Raw genomic sequence first — 23,048 nt, forward strand, 5'->3', positions numbered from 1 at the left:
GCGATTCCCGCAGTCACGACCCACGACAGCACCGTGACCCAGCCTGCCCTGTTCGGCGCCGGTCCGGCGCCGGCGCCCCGACTCGCCGACTCCGGCCCCCGGTACACGCCGGTGGAGCTGGCCAAGCTGCTGCGGCTGCCGGCGCCCACCCGGGAGCAGGCCGCGGTCATCGCTGCCCCGGTGGAGCCGCTGCTGGTGGTCGCCGGCGCCGGGTCCGGCAAGACCGAGACGATGGCGGCGCGGGTGGTCTGGCTGGTGGCCAACTCGTACGTCCGCCCGGAGCAGATCCTCGGGCTGACCTTCACCCGGAAGGCGGCCGGCGAGCTGGCCCACCGGGTGCGTACGCGGCTCGACCAGCTGATCCGTCGGCTCGGTCGGCAGGGTCGGGACCCGCTGGACGACCCGCTCGCCGGCGAGCCGACCGTCTCCACGTACCACTCGTACGCCGGGCGGATCGTCACCGAGCACGGGCTGCGGGCCGGCTACGAGCCGTCCACCCGGCTGCTCACCGAGGCGTCGCGCTGGCAGCTGGTCGACCTGCTGGTGCGCAACTACGACGGCGACATGTCCGAGGTGGACCGGATGCCGAGCACCATCACCGACGCGGTGCTGGCGCTCGCCGGGGAGCTGGACGAGCACCTGGTCGCCCCGGACGAGCTGGCCGCCTGGACCGGGCGGTTCTTCGCCGAGGTGCAGTCCCGGCCGGGTCGGGTGTACGCCGACGTGCGCAAGGCGCTCGCCCTCCAGCAGACCCGGCTGCGTCTGTTGCCGCTGGTGCGGGCGTACGCCCGGCGCAAGGAGGACTTCGAGGCGATGGACTTCGCCGACCAGCTCGCCCGGGCGGCCCGGGTGGCCCGGGACCACCCGGGGGTCGGCGAGATCGAGCGGGACCGCTACCGGGTGGTGCTGCTCGACGAGTACCAGGACACCAGCCACGCCCAGGTGGTGCTGCTCAACGCGCTGTTCGGCGGCGGGCACCCGGTGACCGCTGTGGGGGACCCGTGCCAGTCGATCTACGGCTGGCGGGGGGCCAGCGCCGGCACGCTGGACCGGTTCCCGACCGAGTTCGCCCGAGCCGACGGCCGGCCGGCCGAGGCGCTCGGGCTCACCACCAGCTGGCGCAACCGCCCGGAGATCCTGCGGGTGGCGAACGCGCTTTCCACCCCGCTGCGCGCGGCCGGCGCCCGGGTGCCGGAGCTGCGCTCCGCGCTGACCGTGCGGGACCCGATCCCGCACCGCAGTCCCGGTGGGGCGGCCGGCGGCACGGTGCACTGCGCGCTGCTGACGACGTACGCCGACGAGGCGGACTGGATCGCGGACAGCGTGCTCGCCGCCTGGCGCGGCGCGGCGCGGATGCCGGGCGTGGCGCCCGAGCACATCCCGGTGGCGCAGCGGCCGACCACGGCCGTGCTGGTCCGGGTGCGCAGCCAGATCCCGGCGATCGAGTCGGCGCTGCGCGAGCGCGGCCTTCCGGTGGAGGTGGTCGGGCTCGGCGGCCTGCTGGACACTCCCGAGGTCCGCGACGTGGTCTGCACGCTGCGGGTGCTGGCCGACCCGACCGACGGGGCGGCGCTGCTGCGGCTGCTCACCGGTGCCCGCTGGCGGATCGGGCCGCGCGATCTGGTGGCCCTGCACCGGCGGGCCCGGTCCATCGCCAACACCCGGCGACAGGTGGCCGCCGAGGACGGCCCGGAGATCACCCCCGACCTGCTGGACGAGGCGACCCTGGTGGAGGCGCTGGCCGACCTCGGTCCGGCGCAGGCGTACTCGGCGGAGGGCTTCGCGCGGCTGCGCGCGTACGGCATGGAACTGGCGCTGCTGCGCTACCGACTGGACCAGGCACTTCCGGACCTGATCGCGGACATCGAGCGGACCATCGGCCTGGACGTGGAGGTCGCGGTGCGGGCCGGCCGCGACGGCGCCGGCGACGCCGGACTGGCCCGGGGGCACCTGGACGCCCTCGGCGACGTGGCGGCCCGGTTCAGCGGGGAGACCCCGGGCGCGACGCTCTCCGGCTTCCTGTCCTATCTGGCCGCGGCCGAGGACGAGGAGCGCGGTCTCGCCCCGGGCGAGGTCGAGGTGGTGGAGGGCGCGGTGCAGGTGGTCACCGCGCACGCCGCCAAGGGCCTGGAATGGGACGTGGTGGCGGTGGCCGGGCTGAGCCGAGGGCTGTGGCCCGGGCCGGTGCGCAACTCCGACCACTGGCTGGGCGGGTTGGGGGTGCTGCCGTTCCCGTTGCGGGGCGACGCCGACGGGTTGCCCGAGCTGGCGCTCGACGAGGCGGCGGACCAGCGGGCGGTGGCCCGGGCGTTGACCGACTTCACCGACGCGTGGCGGTCCCACGACGAGCGGGAGGAGCGGCGGCTGACGTACGTGGCGGTCACCCGGCCGCGCCGGCTGCTGCTCTGCTCCGGGTACTGGTGGGGGGAGGGGACCAAGCGTCCGCGCGGGCCGTCGGTCTTCCTGCGCGAGGTGTACGACGCCTGTCTGGACGGCGGCCCGGGTCACCTGGTCGACGCGTGGGCGCCGGAGCCGACCCCGGATGCGACGAACCCCACCGCCGAGGTGGTGCTCCGCGCGGAGTGGCCGGCCGATCCGTTGGGTGGCCGTCGGCCGGCACTGGCCGAGGCGGCCGGGCTGGTGCGCCGCCTGATGACCGACGGCCCGGCGGCCCTGGTGGTCGCCGAAGGGCCGGTCGAGCCGGAGGCCGATCCGGAGGTGGAGCGCTGGCGGCGGGAGGCGGACCTGCTGCTGGCCGAGCGGGCCGAGCTGACCCGCCTCTCCGGCGCGGTCGAGGTGGCTCTGCCCGGGCAGTTGAGCGTCACCCAGTTGGTCGCGTTGCGCCGTGACCCGGCGGCGCTGGCCCGGACGCTGCGCCGCCCGGTGCCCACCGAGCCCAACCCGTACGCCCGCCGCGGCACCGCCTTCCACGCCTGGCTGGAGCAGCGCTTCGGCGCCGACCGGCTGCTCGACCTGGACGAGCTGCCCGGCGCGGCGGACGCGGACGCCGCGCCGGACGAGGCGCTCGTCGAGCTTCAGGAGCGTTTCCTGGCCAGCGAGTGGGCCGAGCGGGCGCCGGTGGAGGTGGAGGTGCCGTTCGCCACGGTGATCGCCGGGGTGGTGGTCCGGGGGCGGATGGACGCGGTCTTCGCTCGGCCGGGTGGCCGGTTCGACGTGGTCGACTGGAAGACCGGCGCGCAACCGACCGGCCCGGCGGCGGAGGTGGCCGCGGTGCAGTTGGCCGTCTACCGGTTGGCGTGGGCGGAGCTGGCCGGGGTGCCGGTCGACCGGGTGGGAGCGGCGTTCCACTACGTCCGGCACGGGGTGACGGTTCGCCCCGCCGACCTGCTGGACGTGACCGGGCTCACGGCCCTGATCGCCAAACTGCCGGAAGATTCCGACCAACATTGACCATGCCGCGAAAATCCGTGGTAGGTTGAACGGGTTGCAGTTTTGGTTACCAGAGACTCTGTGTGCGCCTGGCGGGATTGTGGCCCCAGGCGCTCTTTGTTGTGTCCGGAGTTCTCCGGGCGGGGCGACCAGAAGCGACAGGCGATTCGCGCATTCCCGCGCGGAGCGCTCCTCTTCGGGCTCGCAACAAGTGCGGGTCCGACGTTCCGTCAAGGAGACGAAACACATGGCTATTGGCACCGTGAAGTGGTTCAACGCTGACAAGGGCTTCGGCTTCATCACCCCGGACGGCGGCGGCGCTGACGTCTTCGCCCACTTCTCGGCGATCCAGTCCTCCGGCTACCGGAGCCTGGACGAGAACCAGCGGGTCGAGTTCGAGGTGACCCAGGGCCAGAAGGGCCCGCAGGCGGAGAACATCCGCCCGCTCTGATCTTCGGATCGGCCAGCATTACCTGTCGCGCCCTCCGGGCGTGGCGGTGACGGGACCGGCCCGCCCCGCCGTCGACCTGCTTACGCAGGCGGCGGCCCGGCGGCGGGCCGGCCCGTACCCCCTTCGGTTCGTGCTTGTGAGTCCTGGCGGCCTTTGCCGCCGGCGACAGCGCCGTTCTCGGCGCCCTCCCTCGACACGTGCCGCGTCGAGGAAGGCTCCTGCGTGACCACTGTTGTTCCTTCGTTCGCCCACACCGGTCTGGCACCGGCGCTGCTCACCGCGCTGACCGCGCAGGGCATCACCGAGCCGTTCCCGATCCAGTCGGCCACGCTGCCCGACTCGCTCGCCGGCCGGGATGTGCTCGGTCGGGGTCGCACCGGTTCTGGCAAGACCCTCGCCTTCGGGCTTCCGCTGCTCTCCCGTACCGCCGGCCGCAAGGCCCGGCCGGGTCGCCCGCTGGCCCTGGTGCTGGTGCCGACCCGGGAGCTGGCCCAGCAGGTCACCACCGCGCTGGCCCCGTACGCCCGCGCCGTCGGGCTGCGCTGCGCCACCGTCGTCGGCGGGCTGTCGTTGCAGCGTCAGGCGGACGCCCTGCGCGCCGGCGCCGAGGTGGTCGTGGCCACCCCCGGTCGCCTGCACGACCTGATCAACCGCGGCGACGCCCGGCTCGACCAGGTCGAGATCACCGTGCTGGACGAGGCCGACCAGATGGCCGACATGGGCTTCCTGCCGCAGGTCACCAGGCTGTTGGAGCAGGTCGCGCCGCAGGGCCAGCGGATGCTCTTCTCGGCGACCCTGGACGGCGGCGTGGACCGGCTGGTCCGCCGCTTCCTGAGCAACCCGGTGACCCACTCGGTCGACCCGGGCACCGCCACGGTCACCGCGATGACCCACCACGTGCTGCACGTCGACGCCGTGGACAAGCCCGACGCGCTGACCCGGATCGCCGCCCGCGAGGGCCGCACCATCCTGTTCATGGGCACCAAGCACCGCGCCGACCGGCTCGCCCGCCAGTTGCTCTCCAAGGGGGTACGCGCGGCCGCGCTGCACGGCGGCAAGTCCCAGCCGCAGCGCACCCGGATCCTGGAGCAGTTCCGCAACGGCCAGGTGACCGCCCTGGTCGCCACGGACGTGGCGGCCCGCGGCATCCACGTCGACGGCCTGGACATGGTGGTCAACGTGGACCCGCCGACCGAGGCGAAGGACTACCTGCACCGGGGCGGCCGGACGGCCCGGGCCGGCGAGTCCGGCTCCGTGGTCACCCTGGTCCTGCCCGAGCAGCGCCGGGACGTGTCCCGGCTGATGGCCACCGCCGGCATCCGGCCGGAGTCGGTCCAGGTCCGCGCGGGTGACGAGGCGCTGGCCCGGGTGACCGGTGCCCGTGAGCCCTCCGGCGTGCCGGTGACCATCACCGCCCCGCCGGCGCCCGCCGGCCGGGGACGTACCGCCGGTGGATCCGGTGGCTCGACCACGGACGGCGGCGCCCGGACGGCGCACCGCGCGTCGGGCCGGTCCCGCCGCCCGCGCCGTCCCCGCATCGCCTGACGTTCTCCGCACGTACCGACCCGCCCCGCTCCGGCTGGGCGGGTCGGTCTGTCTGCGGGGCGGCGCGTGCCGGACCGCGCGCGAGACCGGGTCGCCTGGGGTTACCGACTCCTCGGCACGACCTTTGCTCTGCTTCAACCCACGCAACGGAGACCGTCCGGATAACGGACACCGGCTGTTGCGCCGGTTGAAGCAGAGCAAAGGTGGCCGCATCAGTCCTCGGCCTCGGCCCGTCCGGCCATTCGTTTGAGTCGGTAATCAGCCTCGGCTGGGTCGGCTGGCCGACTGTGTTCCGACGACCGGTGGTCGAAGCTGACCACCGGGGGGAAGTCGGGCGGGGGGCCCGGCACGGGAGGGGTGACCATGGCGGGCGAAGCCGGCTCGGGAGCGCTGCGCGAACTGATCCTGGTGGTCGCGGTTGCGCTCGCCGGCCTGCTGCTCGCCATGGTTGCGGCCTTCGCACCCTGGCAGGCCACCCCGGCGGGCAACGCTCCCGCCGGTCTGGTGGAGCTGCGCAGCCCCGGCGACCCGGGCTCCGGCCCGACGGTCGCACACGTGGGCTGAGCAGCGGCCGGACCGACCGGTGCCGGCGGAGGGGCAGGCCCGGTCAGGATCGGCACGAGGCGTGGTCGGGTCGGCGGGGCACCGACCCGACCACGCCGCAATCTGTTGGCGAACGCGTCAGGTGATCATGACGCGGTGGGGGCGCGACCGGTCGAGTTGCGGGCGAGCAGGTCGGCCAGGCTCGTGCTGTCCACCACCGTGGCGATCGCCCCGTGCACGGCCAGCCAGACGTCGGTCAGCCCGGCGGCCACCCCGTGGTAGCCGGCCCGCTCGGCCGGCAGCCCGCGCACCGTGGTGAGCGAGCCGCCGACCGCGCGCAGCACGTCGCCCACCGTGATCTCGTCGGGCGGACGGGCCAGCGCGTACCCGCCCTCCGTGCCGCGATGGCTCAGCAGCAGGCCGGCCCGGCGCAGGTCGAGCAGGATGCCCTGGAGGAAGCTGAGCGGGATCTCCTGCACCTCGGCCAGACTGGCCGCCTTCACCAGGTCACCACCGCCACCGCCGCTTTCGGCGGCGGCGACAGCGAGCATGGCCCGGAGCGCGTAGTCGCTGCGCGCGGAGACGTACACGTCACTGACCAGCCTGGTCCAGCACGCCCCAGCGGCGCCGGATCGCCTTGTCGGCGGCACCGAACGCGGCGTCCACGGCCAGGCCGACGACCAGGATCACGATCATGATGGCCATCAGCCGCTCCGCGTCCGAGAAGTCGCGGGCGTAGGTGAGCTGAGCGCCGATCGAGGTCCGGGAGGCGATGACCACCAGCAGTTCACCCGCCATCAGGCTGCGCCACGCGAAGGCCCAGCCCTGCTTCAGCCCGGCCACGATGGCCGGCAGGGCGGCCGGCGCGATGACGTACCGGTAGAGGTTGAGCCCTCGCGCTCCCAGGTTGCGACCAGCCCGCACCAGCAGCGGTGGCACGTAGTCCACGCCGTGGATGACCCCGTTGGCGATGGACGGCGCGGCGCCGAGCACCACCACGAAGAAGATCGCCTGCTCGCTGAGCTGGAAGAGCAGGATCGCCAGGGGGAACCAGGCGATCGACGGCATGGTCTGCAACGCCGTGATCATGGAGCCGATGGCGGCCCGGAGCACCTTCGAGCGGGAGACGGCGAGGCCGAGCAGCAGCCCGACGGCCACCGCGGCGGCGAAGCCCACCACCGCCCGGCGTGCGGTGGTGGCCAGGCCGTCCCACAGTGCCGAGCTCAGGGCGTAGTCGGCGAGGTCGCCGAACACGGGTACCGGGCCCGGGAGGGCCCACGGATCCTTCCAGCCGGTCCAGACGACGACCTGCCAGATCCCGACGGCGAGGGCCAACGCGGCCAGCTTGGGCCAGGTGGCCGCCCAGAGCCGGGCGGCCCGGCTGGCCTCCTTCTCCTGACCGGCGATCTCCAGGGCGTCGAGGCCGGAGATCTGCGCGTCGGTACGCGCCGTGCTGGTGAGGGTGTCACTGGCCATGGCGGCCCACCTCCGTACGGAGCCGCTCGGTGACGTCGGCGGCGATGGCGGCGACCTCGGGGGAGTCGATCCGCCGTGGGCGCGGGATGTCGACCGCGGTGGAGTAGATGATCCGGCCGGGTCGGCTGGAGAGCAGGATGATCCGGTCGGCCAGCCGGGCGGCCTCGCGGACGTTGTGCGTCACGAACAGCACCGAGAGCCTGCGCTCGGACCAGATCCGTTCCAACTCGTCGTGCAGGATGTCCCGGGTCATCGCGTCCAGCGCGCCGAACGGCTCGTCCATCAGCAGCACCGGGGTGTCCAGCGCGAGCGTGCGGGCCAGCGCGACGCGTTGCCGCATCCCGCCGGAGAGCTCATGCGGGCGCTTGCGGCCGAAGTCGGCCAGGTGCACGGTGCGCAGCAGCTCCACCACCCGTGCGCGCCGCTCGGCCCGGGGCATCCCCCGTAGCTTGAGCGGCACCTCCACATTGGCGTCGACGGTCAGCCAGGGGAAGAGCGCCGGCTCCTGGAACATCAGCCCGGGGTTGGCGCCACCGGCCAGGGCGATGTCGCCTCCGGTGGGCCGGTCCAGCCCGGCGACCAGGTTGAGCAGCGTGCTCTTGCCGCAGCCGGAGGCGCCAACCAGGCAGACGAACTCGCCCGGCGCCACGTCCAGGGACACGCCGTCCAGGGCCAGCACGGCGTTCGCCCCGCGTCCGTACACCTTGGTCACGCCGGAGAGCGCGACCGCGGTGGTCGCGCTCTCCGGTGTCGTCGTGGTCGACGTCATGGCTGGACGACCTCGGGCTTGCCCTGCGCCTTGAGCGCCTTGTTCAGGTACGTCAGGTCGTACAGGCCCTTGAGGTCCACCGGGTCGGTCAGCTTCACGTCGACGGCGTGGTCGAGCCCGGCCTTGAGCGAGGTGGCGATCGGGTCGTTGGTGAACTCCAACGTCGGCCACGCTTGCTTGATCAGCTTCAGGTCCAGCGGCTTGCCGCTGATCTTGCCGATCGCGTCGGAGATGGCCTGCTGGGCCTCGTCCGGCTTGCTGTTGACGAACTCGTTCGCGGCCACCTGGCCGTCGACCAGCTTCTGCACCACGTCCGGGTGTGCCTTGAGGAACTTGGTGCTGACCAGCAGGTTGGTGATGACGAACTTCTTGTCCGGCCACAGGTCCCGCTCGTCGACCAGCACCTTGCCGCCGGCGTTGACCAGCCGGGAGACGAACGGCTCGGGCACCCAGGCGGCGTCGATCGCGCCGCTGCTGAAGGTCTCCACCGTCTGGGCGTTCTCCTGCGGCACGATCTTGACGTCGCCGCCACCCTCCTTGGTGGTGGTCAGCCCCTGCTGCTTGAGCCAGTAGCGCACCGCCACGTCCTGGGTGTTGCCCAGCTGCGGGGTGGCGACCTTCTTGCCCTTCAGGTCCTGCGGGCCGTTGATGCCGGGCTTGACCACCAGCGCCACGCCACCGGAGGCTGCGCCGGAGACCACCCGGACGGCCTCACCCTTGGATTTGGAGAACGCGTTCACGGTCGGGTTCGGGCCGATGTAGGTGGCGTCCAGCGCACCGGAGAAGACGGCTTCGATGGCGGCCGGGCCGGCGTTGAAGGTCTTCGGGTCCAGCTTCACGTTGGCGCCGAGCTTCTCGGCGAAGATGCCCTTCTCCACGCCGACGACGGCCGGCGCGTGGGTGATGTTGGGGAAGTAGCCGAGGCGCAGCGTGACCGGGCCGGAGCTGCTGCCCGCGCCATCGCTGTCGTCGCCGCACGCGGCGGTGCTGCCCAGGGTCGCCGCGCCGACCACGGCGAGGGTGGCCAGGGTGACCATCCGGCGCAGGGGGAGCCGTCTCATCGTCCATCCAATCCGCAGTATTCCTACTTAGTTGGTAGGAAGAGTGGGCCAGGCCGGATGCAGCGTCAAGACCCATCCACATGCCGGGACGGCGTGTCTCAGATATGTCGGTATTTCCTACCAGCTAGCTACGGTAGGTGGCATCGCACCGTATGAGGTGCTGCCCCTGGTGACCCACCCGGTGGCGGGGGCTCCGCGGAGGTCGCCGGTGGCGGGGGTGCCGACGCGCTAGGGTCGATCCCGTGGCGGCGCGAAGATCCAGAATTCCAGCGACGACGTACCCGGTCGAACGGTTCGCCCTCGACAACGGCCTGCGGGTGGTGCTCACCCCCGACCGCAGTGCCCCGGTGATCGGGGTGGCGGTGGTCTACGACGTCGGCATCCGCTCCGAGCCGGAGGGGCGCACCGGCTTCGCCCACCTCTTCGAGCACCTGATGTTCCAGGGCTCGGAGAACCTGGAGAAGCTGGCCCACTTCCGGCACGTGCAGGGGGCGGGTGGCACCTTCAACGGCTCCACCCACCTGGACTACACCGACTACTTCGAGACGCTGCCCAGCAACGCGCTGGAACGCGCGCTGTTCCTGGAGGCGGACCGCATGCGCGGCCCCCGCCTGACCGAGGAGAACCTGCGCAACCAGGTCGACGTGGTCAAGGAGGAGATCCGGGTCAACGTGCTCAACCGGCCGTACGGTGGCTTCCCCTGGCTGACCCTGCCGCCGGTCATGTTCGACACCTTTCCGAACGCGCACGACGGCTACGGCTCCTTCGACGATCTCGAGTCGGCGACCGTCGCCGACGCCGCGGACTTCTTCCGCCGCTACTACGCCAGCGGCAATGCGGTGCTGGCCGTCAGCGGCGACATCGACGTGGCCGAGGCGACCGAGCTGGTCAGCCGCCACTTCGGGGACGTGCCGGCCCGCCCCGCGCCCCGGCGCCCCGACTTCACCGAACCCGACCTGACCGCCGAGCGGCGCACCTCGTACACCGACGCGCTGGCGCCGCTGCCGGCGGTGGCCGGCGCCTGGCGAGTGCCCGACCCGGTCACCGACTTCGCCGGCTACCTGCCGTACGTGGTGCTGGCCGAGGTGCTCACCGACGGCGACGCGTCGCGGCTCGTCGAACGGCTGGTGATGCGCGACCGCACGGTGACCAGCATCGGCGGGTACCTCGGCTTCATGGGCGACCCGTTCGACGTGCGGGACCCGACGGCGCTGCTGCTCCAGGCGCATCTGCCACCGGGCGGCGACGTGGACAAGGTGCTGCGCACCATGGACGAGGAACTGGACCGGCTGGCCACCGACGGGCTGACCGAGGGGGAGCTGGCCCGGACCCAGGCCCGGATGGCGACCCACCTGCTGCGGGACACCGACGCGGTGCTCGGCCGGGCGCTGCGGATGGCGGTGCTGGAGCAGCAACGCGGCGAGCCGGGCCTGCTCAACGAGCTGCCTCGACTGGTCGGCGAGGTCACCGAGGAGCAGGTGCGGACCGCAGCGGCCACCCTGCGCCCGGAGCGCCGTGCCGCCGTCGAGGTCATCGCCGGAGGTGCCCGATGAGCGCCGCCGCCACCGTCCCGACCGCGCCGCGCACGCTGCCCCCGCTCGGCCCCACCCGCAAGCTCAAGGTGCCGAAGCAGGCCGAACGCACGTTGCGCAACGGCCTCACCGTGATCGCCGTACGTCGGCCCGCCGTGCCCCTGGTCGAGCTGCGGCTCTGGGTCCCGTTCGGCCGGGCCCACCTGGCCCGCGGCGCGATGCTCTCGCAGACCATGCTCTCCGGCACCGGGTCGATGACCAGCGTGCAGATCGCCGCCGAGTTGCAGAAGGTGGGCGGCGGTCTGTCGGCGGGCGTCGACCCGGACCGGCTGATGCTCTCCGGCGCCGGCCTGGTCACCGGCCTGGACCGGATGCTGGAACTGCTGGCCGAGGTGCTGACCGGCGCCAGCTACCCGGGCGACGAGGTCGCCACCGAGCGGGACCGGCTGATCGACCGGATCCAGGTGGCGCAGAGCCAGCCGGCGCACCTGGCCCGGGAGGCGCTGCTGAAGCGGATCTACGGCCGGCACCCGTACGCGACGCAGACACCGGAGCCCGGCCAGATCCGCGCCGTCCGTCCGGCCGCCCTGCGCAGCCTGCACGCCGAGCGGGTGCACCCGGCCGGCGCGCAGTTGGTGCTGGTCGGCGACGTGCAGCCGGAGAAGGCCCTGGACGCGGCCGAGCGGGCGCTCGGCGGCTGGGCCGGCGCGGGGCGCACCGCCGAGCTGCCGGCCACCCCACCGCTGGAGGCCGGGCCGCTGCTGCTGGTCGACCGGCCCGGCTCGGTGCAGTCCTCGCTGCGGATCGCGCTGCCGGCCGTGTCGCGCACCCATCCCGATCACGCTCCGCTGCAACTGGCCAACCTGATCTTCGGCGGCTACTTCTCCTCCCGCTGGGTGGAGAACATCCGGGAGGACAAGGGCTACACGTACGGCCCGCACTCGGTGATCGAGCATTCGGTGGCCGGGTCGGTTCTGGTCGCCGCCGCCGAGGTGGCCACCGAGGTCACCGGCCCGGCGTTGCTGGAGACGACGTACGAGCTGGGCCGGCTGGCGTCGCTGCCGCCGAAGCCCGAGGAGTTGGAGCAGGCCCGCCAGTACGCCCTCGGCACCCTCCAGCTCGGCATGTCCACCCAGGCCGGGCTCGCGGCGCTGACCAGCGCGTACGCCGGCAACGGCCTGCGCCTGGACTTCCTCGCCGAGTACGCGGCCCGGCTGGCGAAGGCGACCGTCGACGACGTCGCGCAGGCGGGGGCCCACTACCTCGCGCCGGCCCGGGCGGCGGTCGTGGTGCTCGGCGACGCCGAGCGGATCACCCCGGGCCTGGCCGCGCTGACCGCGGTCCGGACCGAGCCGGTGCAGCAGTGAACCGGAGGCCCGGTGTCCTGCCCGACCGAACCGTGCGGCACGGCAGAGGAGCGGCGGCGTGAGCGGCGAGACGGCACCGCCGCTGGCCCGGTCCACCCTGGACCGGGCCGCGCACCGGCGGGGTGACCAGCAGTGGCTGACCGAGGCGTGGCTGCGTGCCCGGGTCCTGCTGCTCGACTCGACCGACGAGGGGCGGACACTGGCCCGTACCGACGCGTCGCCTCCGGAGCTGGTGCTGTTCGGGCCGGGCGACGTGCCGGCCGGGTCGGAGTCGATCGCGATGTTCCTCGGTGTCGAGCCGGACGGGGTGCCGGTCTTCGCGGTCGACACGCCGCTGCCGGCACTGCCGGGCACCCGGGCGGTCAACCTGCGCGAGGTGGGCCACCTGCTCGGCGATCGGGAGGCGGGCATCTTCACCACGGCGCTGGCGCTGGTCAACTGGCACACCCGGCACGGCTACTCGGCGGCCACCGGGGCGCCGACCGCGATGGACGAGGCTGGTTGGTCCCGGGTGGACCGCAACGGCGGGCGGATCTGGCCGCGTACCGACCCGGCGATGATCGTGCTGGTGCACGACGGGGTCGACGGCCCGGACGGGCGCTGCCTGCTCGGCAACAACGCCGGCTGGCCGGGCACACCGGGTGGGCGGCGCTACTCCTGCCTGGCCGGCTACGTTGAGCCGGGGGAGTCGGCCGAGGCCGCCGTGCTGCGCGAGGTCCGCGAGGAGGTGGGCATCAGCGTGGAGCGGATCGGGTACGCGGGCAGTCAGGCGTGGCCGTTCCCCGGCTCGTTGATGCTGGGCTTCCTGGCCACCGCCGACCCGACCGATCCGGTGGAGGTCGACCCGTCCGAGATCGCGTACGCCCGCTGGTTCTCCCGTCGTGAGATCGGGGCGGCGCTGGCCGGGCGGACCGTGGATGTGGGCGACGGCGCCCAGCTCATCCTGCCGCCACCGTCATCGATCGCGCTGTTCCTCATCCACCGCTGGCTGGACGGCTGGGTGGACGTCGACCGGTGAACGCGGTCCCGGCCCGTGGCCGCCGTTGCCGCGGCGGTCACGGGCCGGGAACACGGGCCGTCGTGGTCGGCTGGGGCTAAAACGCGGCGGGGGAGCCGGTCCGACCACGACGGACGTCTGGTGCGTCAGGTGGCGGTGCGGCCCGGTCTGTGTCGGAAGGCCAGCCGGGGGTCGGCCAGCGGCAGGACCTTGACCCGTTGCTTGCCGGCGCGGACCGCGCCGACCGTGGCGAGTGCCCGGGCCAGCAGCAGCGCGGCGTCGCGGTCCTCGGCGTGCACGATCTGCCGGCGCGGCTCGGGGGCGGTCGTCTCGTCGCGCAGCCGGTGGCCGTCCGCCCAGGCGGCGGCGATGTCCCCGTCGGCGACGGCGCGGATGTCGGTGCGAACGATCAGGAACCGCATGAGGGTCTCCGGATGAACCGCGACGGATGAGTCAGTGTGGAAGTTCCACGTCCTCGACGGCCATGTTACGCCGCGTGTCCGTCCCAGCAACTGAAACGCGCCTATCGGTTTCGAGCCTCGTCCGATCGGCGGATGGCTGGTCAGCGAGGTCGGCGGCGCGTAACGCGACGGGGCCGCCGGCAGCGCGCCGACGGCCCCGTTCCGGTCACGAGATCAGTTCAGGTCGAACTGGCCCTTCTTGGCTCCGGCGATGAAGCCGAGCCAACCCGCCCGGTTGAACAGCAGCACCGGGCCGCCCCGGTCCTTGCTGTCGCGCAGCGCGACAGCCGACGGGCCGGTGCCCAGCGGAGCGACCTCGACGCAGTTGGAGGTCTGGCTGCGCGTGCTGGTACGCCACGGGGCGTCCGACAGCCGGTGGGCGGGGACGGACGGCGTGTTGCGGATGTCGTTCATGGTTCTGCTCCTGTGTGAACCGCTCCGATGGGACGAGTGGTGCCGCACGCCCGACGGAGGGTCCCCCGTGGATCACCGATCCGTCAGCCGCCCCGAGGCCCGGCGGCGTTGGGGCGGCGCCGTTGCCGGCCCGAACGCCACTGTGGATGGGGGCGCCGCCTCGGTCAGCCGTCCCGTCGCCTCGATCAGCCAGGAGAGGGTGTCCGAAGAGGTAAGTGCCGCCGTGCATAGCCACTCGAACACCACTTTATAGCGATTTAGTGCGATTGCCTCGGTCGACATGACGTCGGTGAACCCCCCTTCGATGGCCAGCGTCTCCGGATCGAGCGGATCGGCGAACCGGTAGAGGGAGAACGCGGTCGGCGGAAGGTACCAATTGCCGATCTGGGTGTCCCGCAACAGCACGTGCAGTGTCACGTTGGGCAGCAGGGCCAGCTCGCAGAGCTGGCGCAGTTGCTCGTGCAGCACCTCAGGCGGCCCGGCCCGGCGGCCGAGGGCCGCCTCCTCCAGCACGGCGGTGTAGCGGGGCGCGTCGGGCTCCCGGGTGAGCAGCGTCTGGCGGGCCAGCCGTGCCTGCACCTCGGTCTCGGGCTCCGCGTCGGGCTCCGGTTCACCGGCCCCCTCGGCCACCTGGCGGGCCGAGACGATCCGGACCTGGGCGTACCCGGGGGTCTGCAACAGCCCCGGCACCAGCACCGGGTTGTACTCGGAGATCTCCGCGCAGCCCGCCTCCAGCTCGGCCCAGCTGCGCTGCTGCTGGGTCATCACCGGGAAGTTCTTCAACCAGCCCCGCATGTCACCGGCCTCGCCGGTGATGCCGAGCAGCTCCTCGTGCAGTGCCGCGTCGGCACCGTAGAGGTCGAGCAGAACGCCGACATCCTGCGGGTCGGGCCGGCTTCGGCCGTTCTCCAACCGGGACAGTTTCGACGCGGAGGCCCAGCCGATCCGCTCGATGACCTGGTCCCCGGTGAGGCCTGCGGCCTCGCGCAGGCGGCGCAGCTCTGTGCCCAACCGGCGACGACGCAGGATCGGGCTGGGTGCGGCAGGAGGCACGGTGTCCTCTTTCCCGTCGACCGCCGCGGACGCGACGGTAACTGTATGAAATTCGCCCCCCACGGTCAGTATGGACGGCGCGGCCGGCGTCGGAGGTTCCGGCGGGGGCGTGTCTCCCGAAAAATGGACCTCGGGTACGCCGGACGACGACGGACCCGCGGCCGCGGCCCCGTCGACCCACGCCCACCCGGGCGCGCCATCCCCGCCGGAGGGACCCATGCGCACCGTCCTGCGCCGCCCCGACTTCCGCCTGCTCTTCGGGGGCCTGCTGGCCAGCATGACCGCCGAGTCGATCCTGCTGCTCGCGCTCGCCATCTGGGTCAAGGACCTGACCGGCTCGGACGGGCTGGCCGGCGCCACGATCTTCGCCGTCATCGCCCCGATGACGCTCGCGCCGCTGGTCGGCTGGTTCGTCGACCGCTACCCGCGCCGGCCCTTCTTCGTGGCCGCGAACCTGGTGACCGCGGTGCTGCTCACCCCGTTGTTCACGGTCCGGGACGCGGGGGACGTCTGGCTCGTCTACCTGGTGGCCGCCCTGTACGGCCTGTCCTACATCACGCTCAGCGCGGCGCTCAGCGGGCTGATCCGGCAGTTGGTGCCGGTCGAGCTGCTGGCCGAGGCGAACGGCGTGTTGCAGACCGTACGCCAGGGTCTGCGGCTGATCGGCCCGCTGGCCGGCGCGGCGCTCTACGCGGCGATCGGCGGGTGGGCGCTGGCCGGGATCGGCATGGTCGGCTTCCTGACCGCCGCCGCGGTGGTGGCCGCCCTGCGCACCCCGCAGCCGGCGCCGCCGACCGTACGGCTGCGCTGGCCGGCCGAGCTGGGTGCGGGGCTGCGACACCTGGCCGGCGAGCCGGCCCTGCGCCGGGCCCTGCTCGGCTACGGGCTCGGATCGCTGGTGATGGGCTTCAGCGAGTCGCTCATCTTCGCCTACGTCGACCAGGGGCTGGATCGGGACGCGGCGTTCGTGGGCGTGCTGGTCACCGTGCAGGGCGTGGGAGGGCTGCTCGGTGGGCTCTGCTCGCCGGCGCTGGTCCGCCGGCTCGGCGAGGTCGGCACGCTGGCCGCCGGGGTCGCCTTCTTCGGGCCGGCCGCGCTGGCGCTCGCGTACCCCGATCTCCGGCTCGGGTTCGCGGCGGTGCTGCTGGCCGGCGTCTCGCTCCCGCTCACCATGGTGGGGCTGCACACGCTGATCCAGCGGCGTACCCCGCCGGGGTTGGTCGGCAGGGTCGCCGCGGCCACCGAGGCGGTGGTCAGCGGGCCGCAGGCGTTCTCCATCGGCGCGGGCGCCCTGCTGGTCGGACTCCTGGACTACCGGGCGCTGTTCGCGCTGGTCGGGGTGGCCACCCTGGTCGCCGGCGGCTACCTCTGGCGGGGCCGGCACCTCAGCCCGCCGCCCGGAGCCCGCCCGACCACACCGCCGACCCGACCGACCCTTCCGGCACCCCGGCGCCCCATGGACGACGCCGACCGGAAGGTGGTGACCGGGAGCCAGCGGTCACCGCGACGCTGACGGATACCGGACACGACGAGCGGCCGCCCCGGATGGGGCGACCGCTCGTCGAGGATGACCCGGCCGGTCAGGCGGTGAGGGTCCCCAGGTGCTGCTTGACCTGGATGATCGAGGGATTGGTCAGGGCGCTGCCGTCGGCGAAGCGCAGCGTCGGCACCGTCTGGTTGCCGCCGTTGACGCTCATCACGAACTCGGCGGCCTCCGGGTCCTGCTCGATGTCGACCACCTCGTACCCGATGCCCTCCCGGTCGAGCTGCGACTTCAGCCGGTGGCAGTAGCCGCACCAGGGGGTGGAATACATCGTCAGCATGGTCGGGTCCTCCAACTCCTCCACCGCCGGCTTGCGGATCAAGCCGAGGCTGTTCGCTGCAACGTCCGGGACAGCTGAGATGATTCCTGGTTGTGGTGGTTCACTCAGCGTCGGAACGCGTGCTCGCCGGGCTGGACCCGGAGCAACGCTCCGCGGTGACCGCACCCGCCGGCCCGGTCTGCATCCTGGCCGGCGCCGGCACCGGCAAGACCCGCGCGATCACCTCCCGGATCGCCCACCGGGCGCTCTCGGGTGAGATCTCCCCCCGGCACGTGCTCGCGGTCACCTTCACCGCCCGGGCCGCCGCCGAGATGCGGAGTCGACTCACCGTCCTCGGGGTGGGCGGTGTGCAGGCGCGGACGTTCCACGCCGCCGCACTGCGTCAGGTGCGCTACTTCGCACCCCGCCTGCTGGCCGGCCGGGCCATGCCCGAGCTGCTGGACAGCAAGGTGCGGCTGGTCACCCTCGCCGCCGCCCGGGTCGGCCTGCGGACCGACCGGGCCGCCGCGCGGGACCTGGCCGGCGAGATCGAGTGGGCCAAGTCGTCGCTGGTCGAGCCGGGGGACTACGTCGTCTCGGCGGCGCGCGCACTGCGCGACACGCCGCACGAACCGGCGAAGGTGGCCGAGGTGTTCACCGCGTACGAGCAGCTCAAGCGCTCCAACGGCGTGATCGACTTCGAGGACATGCTGCGCGCCGCGGTGTGGGGCATCGAGGAGCACCCGGACGTCGGCGAGCAGGTCCGCGGCCAGTACCGGCACTTCGTGGTGGACGAGTACCAGGACGTCAACCCCCTCCAGCAGCGGCTGCTGGACGCCTGGCTGGGCGGCCGGAACGACCTGACCGTGGTCGGCGACGCCAGCCAGACGATCTACTCGTTCACCGGGGCGACCTCGGCGTACCTGGTCGACTTTCCGCGCCGGCACCGCGGCGCCACCGTGGTCCGCCTGGTCCGCGACTACCGCTCCACTCCCCAGGTGGTCGGATTGGCCAACGCGGTGATCTCCCAGGCCCGGGGCACCGAGGCGCGGCTGCGGCTGGAGTTGAGCGGGCAGCGCCCGCCCGGCCCCGAACCGGACCTGCGGATCTTCACCGACGAGCCGGCCGAGGCGAACGCCGTGGCCGCCCGCTGCCGGTCGCTGATCGACGCGGGCACGCCGGCGAAGGAGATCGCCGTGCTGTTCCGGATCAACGCGCAGTCCGAGGCGTACGAGAAGGCGCTCACCGAGGCCGAGGTGCCGTACGTGGTGCAGGGCGCGGAGCGGTTCTTCGAGCGGACCGAGGTGCGCCAGGCGATGGTCGCCCTGCGCTCCGCCACCCGGTCGATCCCGGGGGAGACGCCGCTGCCGGTCGCCGTCGTCGAGGCGCTCACCGCGGTCGGTTGGGCCCCGGACGCGCCCCCGGCCGGTGGCGCGGCCCGCGAGCGGTGGGAGGCGCTGGCCGCGCTGGTCCAGCTCGCCGAGGAGTACGCGGCCACCCCCGAGGTGGTGCCGATCGGCGAGGCCGCCGCGGTCGAGCGCCCGGTCACCCTGACCGACTTCACCGAGGAACTGGCCCGCCGGGCCGCCCAGCAGCACGTGCCGACGGTGGACGGGGTGACGCTCGCCTCGCTGCACTCGGCCAAGGGGCTGGAGTGGGACGCGGTCTTCCTGGTCGGCCTCGCCGAGGGCACCCTGCCCACCACGTACGCCAAGACCGTCGAGCAGGTCGAGGAGGAGCGTCGGCTGCTCTACGTCGGGATCACCCGGGCCCGGCAGTGGCTCTGGCTGTCGTACGCCGCCGCGCGCTCGCCGGGCGGGCGGGCCCGGCGGCCGTCGCGGTTCCTGCCGCAGCTGGACCGCTCCGGCGGGGCCGAGCGGGCCACCGGTGGCCCCGGCCCGGCCCGTCGCCCGGAACGACGCCGGACCCAGATCGTCTCGTGCCGGATCTGCGGCGCCACCCTGCTCGCCGGTCCCGACCGCAAGCTGGGCCGCTGCCCCACCTGCCCGTCGGACATAGACGATGAGCTGCACGAACGGCTGCGCGAGTGGCGGCAGCGGGTGGCCGGGGCGCAGAAGGTCCCCGCGTACGTGGTCTTCACCGACGCCACCCTGATCGCACTGGCCGAGCGGCGACCCGGCCGGTCGGAGGAATTGATCGCCATCGCCGGCATCGGCCCCCGCAAGCTGGGCCTCTACGGGGAGTCGGTGCTGGCGCTGGTGGGGGGCGCGGGAGTGGACGACGTCTGCCCGGAGAAAACTTTCGAAATCTCGTCGTAAATTCGTTTGCCCTCGCCCCGGCGCGAGGAATAGCCTCAGGACACACCACGCGAGCGGCGCCATTCCGGCTGCTCACGAGGGTTGGTCCAGTCGATTCGAGGAACGTGAGGGAGGTGGCACCCGTGAAGATCTTCACCTATGAGCGTCTGGCGGCGATGCCAGCTGTCCACGCTCCGTTGTCGGCTGTCCGGGTGGCCCTCGCGGCCGCACGACCGTCGGTTCCGCAGGTGCACCAGGTTCAGGCCGAGCTGAACCTGACTGTCGCACTCACCGGAGTCGAGGGGACCAGTGGCTTCACGGGCATGGGCATTCAGGGCGCCAACAAGCGCACGGATGTCCGCGGCGTTCCACCTCGAGGTAGACCGGTCTGACCATCAGACTCCGGCTCACCTCGAGGCCGCGGAACCCGCTTACCGGGATCCGCGGCCTCAGTTTTTTGCCCCGCCGAAGTACGTCGGAATGCGATCCACGAGATCGAAGTGTGAGAGAGAGGTGACCGGGCGATGAGTCTGGCGTTGGCCCCCCTCGACGTGAGCGTCGAGATGGAGGCGAACCTGCCCTGCCGGAAGTTCGACCCCGACCTGTGGTTCTCCGACTCGCCTGCCGAGCTCGAGCTGGCCAAGTCGCTCTGCGGGGACTGCCCGCTGCGCGTCGAGTGCCTGGCCGGGGCGGTGGAGCGAGCGGAGCCGTGGGGCGTCTGGGGCGGCGAGATCTTCGAGCGTGGCGCGGTCGTTCCGCGTAAGCGGCCCCGTGGCCGTCCGCGCAAGGAGGACGTCGCCCGTGACGCCGCGCTCCGGGTCGAGGCCGAGGCGCGCCTGGCGGCCAGTGGGCTGTCCGAGGTGCGTAGCACGGTCCGGCTGGCGGCCTGACATGTTCCCGATCCGTACCAACTACGCCGGTGTCACACCGGCAGCGAGTGAGAAGACCATGCTGCATGTACCGACTGGAGCCTTCGAGATGCAACTACTCCACGAAGCGTTGTCCCGGGCTCGAATGCGCCGGCCTCAGGCCGGTCGTACCACCACGAGCACTGAGGCAACCCGATCCGCCCGTACCGTCGCCATGAACAGCCGCAACCAGTCGGCGCGCGACCTGGGCGTTCTCTAGTACCACGACACGGAAAGGGGCGGGTGCCACCGGCACCCGCCCCTTTCGCCGTTCCGGGGGGAGGTTTTCAGGCGACCGGGGCGAAGCCGGGCAGCCAGCGCTCCAGGATGCCCCGGTACGGCGCCTTCGCCTCCAACTGGCAGAGCACCCCGATCGACCCGAGCGTCACCCGGTGGATGAGCAGGTACGACGGCGGCAGGTTGAGCTGCCGGCTGAGCTGGTAGGTGGGGGAGCGGGGGCTGGCCAGCCGGGCTGCCTCGCCCCGCAGCCAGGCCCTGGTGAACCGGAACTCGTCGGCTGAGATCGGCTCCAGCATCGGACGGAGGAAGTCGAGCACCCCCTCGGCGTCGATCGGTTCGGTGGGGCTGATGAAGCCCTCGGACCGTAGCCCCTCCACCACTCCGCTGGCGTCGTTGCGCAGGGCCAGCGCGGCGATGCGGCCGATCGGCTCGGGCGTGCCCTCCGGCATCCGGGCCACCGCGCCGAAGTCGATCACCCCGAGCCGGCCGTCGGGCAGCATCCGGAAGTTGCCCGGGTGCGGATCGGCGTGCAGCAGCCCGGCCCGCTGTGGTGCGGACAGGTGCAGGGTGGCCATCAACCGGCCGGCCTCGTCCCGCTGCTCCTCGGTGCCCTCGCGGATGATGTCGGCCAGCGGTGTGCCCGTCACCCACTCGGTGACCAGCACCCGGGGCGACGCGGAGACCACCGCCGGGATGTAGATCTCCGGGTCGTCGGCGTACGCGGCGGCGAAGGTGCGCTGCGACTCGGCCTCCAGCTCGTAGTCCAGCTCCTCGGTGATCCGTTCACGCAGCTCGACCAGGAGCGGCTTGACGTCCAGACCGGGCTGGATGGCCCGGAACATCCCGCCCAGCCGGGAGAGCTGCTTGAGGTCGGCGAGGAGGGCGTCGCCGGCGCCCGGGTACTGGATCTTGACGGCCACGTCGCGGCTGTTCGGCTCGCCCGCCGGGCCGTACCCCGGCTCGCGCCACCGCGCCCGGTGCACCTGGCCGATGCTGGCCGCGGCGGCCGGGGTGTCGTTGAACTCGACGAACCGGTCCCGCCAGTCCGGGCCGAGCTGTTCGGTCAGCACCTTGTGCACGCTGGCGGCCGGCAGCGGCGGCGCGGCCTCCTGGAGCTTCGTCAGCGCCTGGCGGTAGGGCGCGGCGATCTCCTCCGGCAGCGCGGCCTCGAAGACCGACAGGGCCTGGCCGAACTTCATCGCACCGCCCTTGAGCTGGCCCAGCACGCTGAACAGCTGCTCGGCGGTACGCTGCTGGATCTCCGCGGAGATCACGTCGGAGGCGAGCCCGGTGACGCGCTTACCCATGCCGAGGACGGTCCGACCGGCGAAGCCGAGCGGCAGAGCGGCGAGTTTGGCGGTCCGGGACACGGCCCGGCGCGGGATGTCGGTCACTCGGTCATTGTTACCGACCGGAGGGCCCCGCTGCTGCTCTGCCGCCGGGCTGGTGCCCGTACGCGGCTCGGAGAGCACCCGCACGCCGGATGCGGTGGCCAGCCTCGGCGGCGGAAACGGCCCGCATGGGTGATCTCCATGGCGCCGCCCAGCGTCTCCGGGCTGCCGCCGTCGAGCTGCGCCAGCGCCTCGGCAAGCGCGTACCCGGTGGCCGCCAGCAGCGTGCCGGTCGCGCCGGCGGCGGCCGGCTCGGCCGCCGCGAGTTGGGCGGCGAGCCGTGGCCAGTCCGGATCACGGTCGGCCCGGTGCAGCTCGACGCAGTGCAGACACGGCCCGGCAGGTGGGCGGACCAGCGGCCCGACCACCGGTACGCCCTCGCGCACGGTGACCAGCAGGTGCGGCTGGCGGCGCTGGGCGAGACCGGCGGCGAGCAGCGCCGGCGGACGGTCGGTGCCGAGCTGGATCACCAGGTCGACCCGGGCGGTCCGGCCCGGGTGGGTGCCGGTGCCCGGCGCGACGCGGTTGACCGCGGCCCGTACCGCCGGGGCCAGCGGGTGGCCCAGCTCGGCGGCCGGGATGCCGGTGCCGACCAGGTCGACGGGGCGTACCGGGCCGCTGAGGTGTGGGATCACCTGCCCGACGCCGGACTGGGCCAGTGCCACCGCCAGCGGTGCGCCGAGCGCGCCGGCCCCGGTGAGCAGCACCCGGGCGGCCCGCCGCCGGCGCAGGCACTGCGCGGGGGTGCCGGGCAGCCGGGCCGCGGCCAGGGCCAGCGCGCCGGCCTCCGCGGCGAGCCGGGCCCGGAGCGGCCCGGCCAGCTCGCGGGGGAACAGGCTCTGCGCGGGCACCAGCAGGCACGCCGTGCGCAGGGCGTCGAGCAGGGTACGTGCCTCGTCGGCGGTGACCCGGGCGGTGGCCGCGTGGGCCAGCACGGCGCGCTCGCTGCGGGTGCCGTCCAGCAGGTCGAGCAGGTGGGCGGCGCGCGGGTTGGCCAGCTCGAGCAGCACGGCGGGCCCGGGGCCGACCCCGAGCTGGAGGGTGTGCCGGTCGCGCCAGAGCCGGCTCAGGCCGGGCAGCAGGGTCGGGAGCGGCAGTGCGGTACGACTCATGATGACGAATCGTGACCGCTTCCCTGCGCTCGGTCGATCGTTGTCCACAGGTGGCCGGGCCGCTGTCCAGCGCTGTCCACAGGATTCGCCGGTTTATCCACAACCCGCCGGTAACGGTGTCGGTCACCCGACAGACCATCGATGATCTGAGTCGACGTCGATCACGTCCGGTACGGCAACGGGGGCGGGGGGGGGGCGCGCCCCCCCCCCCCCCCCCCCCCCCCCCGGGGGTCGCGGGGGGGGCCCCACAAAAAAGGGAACAGTGTGTGGGACAAAAA

Annotated in this window: 21 protein-coding genes; 11 read left to right on the top strand and 10 right to left on the bottom strand. The window is 73.2% G+C overall.

The window, feature by feature from the left end; translation table 11 throughout:
* Positions 1 to 33 precede the first annotated feature (33 nt).
* The 4 genes from AB0K07_RS20595 (at position 34) to AB0K07_RS20610 (ending at position 5,950) form a co-directional block, all read left to right on the top strand.
* Positions 34 to 3,411 (top strand): UvrD-helicase domain-containing protein, encoded by a 3,378-nt coding sequence (locus AB0K07_RS20595; protein ID WP_363757007.1) that lies wholly within the window; start codon positions 34 to 36, stop codon positions 3,409 to 3,411.
* 226 nt (positions 3,412 to 3,637) lie between these two features.
* On the top strand, positions 3,638 to 3,841 hold the full coding sequence (locus tag AB0K07_RS20600) for a cold-shock protein (protein ID WP_007464836.1): 204 nt from the start codon (positions 3,638 to 3,640) through the stop codon (positions 3,839 to 3,841).
* A gap of 222 nt (positions 3,842 to 4,063) precedes the next feature.
* Complete coding sequence (locus tag AB0K07_RS20605; RefSeq protein ID WP_363757008.1) at positions 4,064 to 5,386, top strand: DEAD/DEAH box helicase; 1,323 nt, start codon at positions 4,064 to 4,066, stop codon at positions 5,384 to 5,386.
* Between the two features lie 363 nt (positions 5,387 to 5,749).
* Entirely contained in the window at positions 5,750 to 5,950 is a 201-nt protein-coding gene (locus AB0K07_RS20610; protein WP_363757009.1) for a hypothetical protein, read from the top strand.
* A gap of 125 nt (positions 5,951 to 6,075) precedes the next feature.
* Here the strand turns inward: AB0K07_RS20610 and AB0K07_RS20615 are convergent, their stop codons facing one another.
* Genes AB0K07_RS20615 through AB0K07_RS20630 form a run of 4 tightly spaced genes read right to left on the bottom strand, consistent with a single transcriptional unit; the run spans position 6,076 to position 9,235 of the window.
* Complete coding sequence (locus AB0K07_RS20615) at positions 6,076 to 6,519, bottom strand: Rrf2 family transcriptional regulator (protein ID WP_363757010.1); 444 nt, start codon at positions 6,517 to 6,519, stop codon at positions 6,076 to 6,078.
* 1 nt (position 6,520) lies between these two features.
* Positions 6,521 to 7,405, bottom strand: coding sequence for an ABC transporter permease (locus AB0K07_RS20620; protein WP_363757011.1), 885 nt, complete (start codon positions 7,403 to 7,405; stop codon positions 6,521 to 6,523).
* Entirely contained in the window at positions 7,395 to 8,174 is a 780-nt protein-coding gene (locus tag AB0K07_RS20625; protein ID WP_363757012.1) for an ABC transporter ATP-binding protein, read from the bottom strand. Before AB0K07_RS20625 ends, AB0K07_RS20620 begins: the two co-directional genes overlap by 11 nt.
* Positions 8,171 to 9,235 (bottom strand): ABC transporter substrate-binding protein, encoded by a 1,065-nt coding sequence (locus AB0K07_RS20630; protein WP_363757013.1) that lies wholly within the window; start codon positions 9,233 to 9,235, stop codon positions 8,171 to 8,173. The genes AB0K07_RS20625 and AB0K07_RS20630 overlap by 4 nt, the downstream gene beginning before the upstream one ends.
* A gap of 242 nt (positions 9,236 to 9,477) precedes the next feature.
* Between AB0K07_RS20630 and AB0K07_RS20635 the strand changes: the two genes are divergently transcribed.
* Genes AB0K07_RS20635 through nudC form a run of 3 tightly spaced genes read left to right on the top strand, consistent with a single transcriptional unit; the run spans position 9,478 to position 13,152 of the window.
* Positions 9,478 to 10,788 (top strand): pitrilysin family protein, encoded by a 1,311-nt coding sequence (locus AB0K07_RS20635; protein ID WP_363757014.1) that lies wholly within the window; start codon positions 9,478 to 9,480, stop codon positions 10,786 to 10,788.
* Positions 10,785 to 12,134, top strand: a complete 1,350-nt coding sequence (locus tag AB0K07_RS20640; protein WP_363757015.1) for a pitrilysin family protein — start codon at positions 10,785 to 10,787, stop codon at positions 12,132 to 12,134. Before AB0K07_RS20635 ends, AB0K07_RS20640 begins: the two co-directional genes overlap by 4 nt.
* A gap of 58 nt (positions 12,135 to 12,192) precedes the next feature.
* A complete protein-coding gene (gene nudC, locus AB0K07_RS20645) occupies positions 12,193 to 13,152 on the top strand; it encodes an NAD(+) diphosphatase (protein WP_363757016.1) in 960 nt (319 codons plus the stop codon).
* A 125-nt stretch (positions 13,153 to 13,277) separates the two neighbouring features.
* On the opposite strand, the gene AB0K07_RS20650 is transcribed toward nudC, so the two are convergent.
* From AB0K07_RS20650 to AB0K07_RS20660, 3 genes are all read right to left on the bottom strand, one after another.
* Positions 13,278 to 13,553 (bottom strand): hypothetical protein, encoded by a 276-nt coding sequence (locus tag AB0K07_RS20650; RefSeq protein WP_363757017.1) that lies wholly within the window; start codon positions 13,551 to 13,553, stop codon positions 13,278 to 13,280.
* Positions 13,554 to 13,766: 213 nt separating this feature from the next.
* Entirely contained in the window at positions 13,767 to 14,006 is a 240-nt protein-coding gene (locus tag AB0K07_RS20655; protein ID WP_089019109.1) for a DUF397 domain-containing protein, read from the bottom strand.
* Positions 14,007 to 14,078: 72 nt separating this feature from the next.
* Positions 14,079 to 15,059, bottom strand: a complete 981-nt coding sequence (locus tag AB0K07_RS20660) for a helix-turn-helix transcriptional regulator (protein ID WP_363757018.1) — start codon at positions 15,057 to 15,059, stop codon at positions 14,079 to 14,081.
* A 217-nt stretch (positions 15,060 to 15,276) separates the two neighbouring features.
* Between AB0K07_RS20660 and AB0K07_RS20665 the strand changes: the two genes are divergently transcribed.
* Positions 15,277 to 16,572 carry an MFS transporter gene (locus AB0K07_RS20665; RefSeq protein ID WP_363757019.1) on the top strand — a complete coding sequence of 432 codons (1,296 nt, stop codon included), beginning with the start codon at positions 15,277 to 15,279 and terminating at the stop codon, positions 16,570 to 16,572.
* A 67-nt stretch (positions 16,573 to 16,639) separates the two neighbouring features.
* Here AB0K07_RS20665 and AB0K07_RS20670 read toward each other — a convergent pair whose 3' ends face one another.
* Positions 16,640 to 16,882, bottom strand: a complete 243-nt coding sequence (locus tag AB0K07_RS20670; RefSeq protein ID WP_363757174.1) for a mycoredoxin — start codon at positions 16,880 to 16,882, stop codon at positions 16,640 to 16,642.
* 92 nt (positions 16,883 to 16,974) lie between these two features.
* Here AB0K07_RS20670 and AB0K07_RS20675 point away from each other — a divergent pair, with 92 nt between their 5' ends.
* The 3 genes from AB0K07_RS20675 to AB0K07_RS20685 all read left to right on the top strand — a co-directional run bounded on the left by AB0K07_RS20675 (position 16,975) and on the right by AB0K07_RS20685 (position 20,009).
* The gene (locus AB0K07_RS20675) at positions 16,975 to 19,140 is read left to right on the top strand and encodes an ATP-dependent DNA helicase UvrD2 (RefSeq protein ID WP_363757020.1); all 2,166 of its coding nucleotides are present in this window, start codon (positions 16,975 to 16,977) and stop codon (positions 19,138 to 19,140) included.
* A gap of 122 nt (positions 19,141 to 19,262) precedes the next feature.
* Positions 19,263 to 19,511 (top strand): hypothetical protein, encoded by a 249-nt coding sequence (locus AB0K07_RS20680; protein WP_363757021.1) that lies wholly within the window; start codon positions 19,263 to 19,265, stop codon positions 19,509 to 19,511.
* Positions 19,512 to 19,643: 132 nt separating this feature from the next.
* Positions 19,644 to 20,009, top strand: coding sequence for a WhiB family transcriptional regulator (locus tag AB0K07_RS20685; protein WP_363757022.1), 366 nt, complete (start codon positions 19,644 to 19,646; stop codon positions 20,007 to 20,009).
* A gap of 305 nt (positions 20,010 to 20,314) precedes the next feature.
* Here AB0K07_RS20685 and AB0K07_RS20690 read toward each other — a convergent pair whose 3' ends face one another.
* Both AB0K07_RS20690 and AB0K07_RS20695 read right to left on the bottom strand, forming a co-directional pair.
* Entirely contained in the window at positions 20,315 to 21,661 is a 1,347-nt protein-coding gene (locus tag AB0K07_RS20690) for an AarF/ABC1/UbiB kinase family protein (RefSeq protein ID WP_363757023.1), read from the bottom strand.
* Positions 21,658 to 22,770 carry a TOMM precursor leader peptide-binding protein gene (locus AB0K07_RS20695; protein ID WP_363757024.1) on the bottom strand — a complete coding sequence of 371 codons (1,113 nt, stop codon included), beginning with the start codon at positions 22,768 to 22,770 and terminating at the stop codon, positions 21,658 to 21,660. Before AB0K07_RS20695 ends, AB0K07_RS20690 begins: the two co-directional genes overlap by 4 nt.
* Positions 22,771 to 23,048 lie beyond the last annotated feature (278 nt).

This window comes from Micromonospora sp. NPDC049301 (assembly GCF_040678715.1).
In the GTDB taxonomy this organism is placed as follows: Bacteria; Actinomycetota; Actinomycetes; order Mycobacteriales; family Micromonosporaceae; genus Micromonospora.

Excerpts from the sequence above, each read along its gene's own strand:
- AB0K07_RS20650 (WP_363757017.1), bottom strand. The coding sequence starts at position 13,553 with ATGCGGTTCCTGATCGTTCGCACCGACATCCGCGCCGTCGCCGACGGG.
- AB0K07_RS20665 (WP_363757019.1), top strand. The coding sequence starts at position 15,277 with ATGCGCACCGTCCTGCGCCGCCCCGACTTCCGCCTGCTCTTCGGGGGC.
- AB0K07_RS20630 (WP_363757013.1), bottom strand. The coding sequence starts at position 9,235 with ATGAGACGGCTCCCCCTGCGCCGGATGGTCACCCTGGCCACCCTCGCC.
- AB0K07_RS20655 (WP_089019109.1), bottom strand. The coding sequence starts at position 14,006 with ATGAACGACATCCGCAACACGCCGTCCGTCCCCGCCCACCGGCTGTCG.
- AB0K07_RS20685 (WP_363757022.1), top strand. The coding sequence starts at position 19,644 with ATGAGTCTGGCGTTGGCCCCCCTCGACGTGAGCGTCGAGATGGAGGCG.
- AB0K07_RS20695 (WP_363757024.1), bottom strand. The coding sequence starts at position 22,770 with ATGAGTCGTACCGCACTGCCGCTCCCGACCCTGCTGCCCGGCCTGAGC.
- AB0K07_RS20670 (WP_363757174.1), bottom strand. The coding sequence starts at position 16,882 with ATGCTGACGATGTATTCCACCCCCTGGTGCGGCTACTGCCACCGGCTG.
- AB0K07_RS20600 (WP_007464836.1), top strand. The coding sequence starts at position 3,638 with ATGGCTATTGGCACCGTGAAGTGGTTCAACGCTGACAAGGGCTTCGGC.
- AB0K07_RS20625 (WP_363757012.1), bottom strand. The coding sequence starts at position 8,174 with ATGACGTCGACCACGACGACACCGGAGAGCGCGACCACCGCGGTCGCG.
- AB0K07_RS20620 (WP_363757011.1), bottom strand. The coding sequence starts at position 7,405 with ATGGCCAGTGACACCCTCACCAGCACGGCGCGTACCGACGCGCAGATC.
- AB0K07_RS20640 (WP_363757015.1), top strand. The coding sequence starts at position 10,785 with ATGAGCGCCGCCGCCACCGTCCCGACCGCGCCGCGCACGCTGCCCCCG.
- AB0K07_RS20610 (WP_363757009.1), top strand. The coding sequence starts at position 5,750 with ATGGCGGGCGAAGCCGGCTCGGGAGCGCTGCGCGAACTGATCCTGGTG.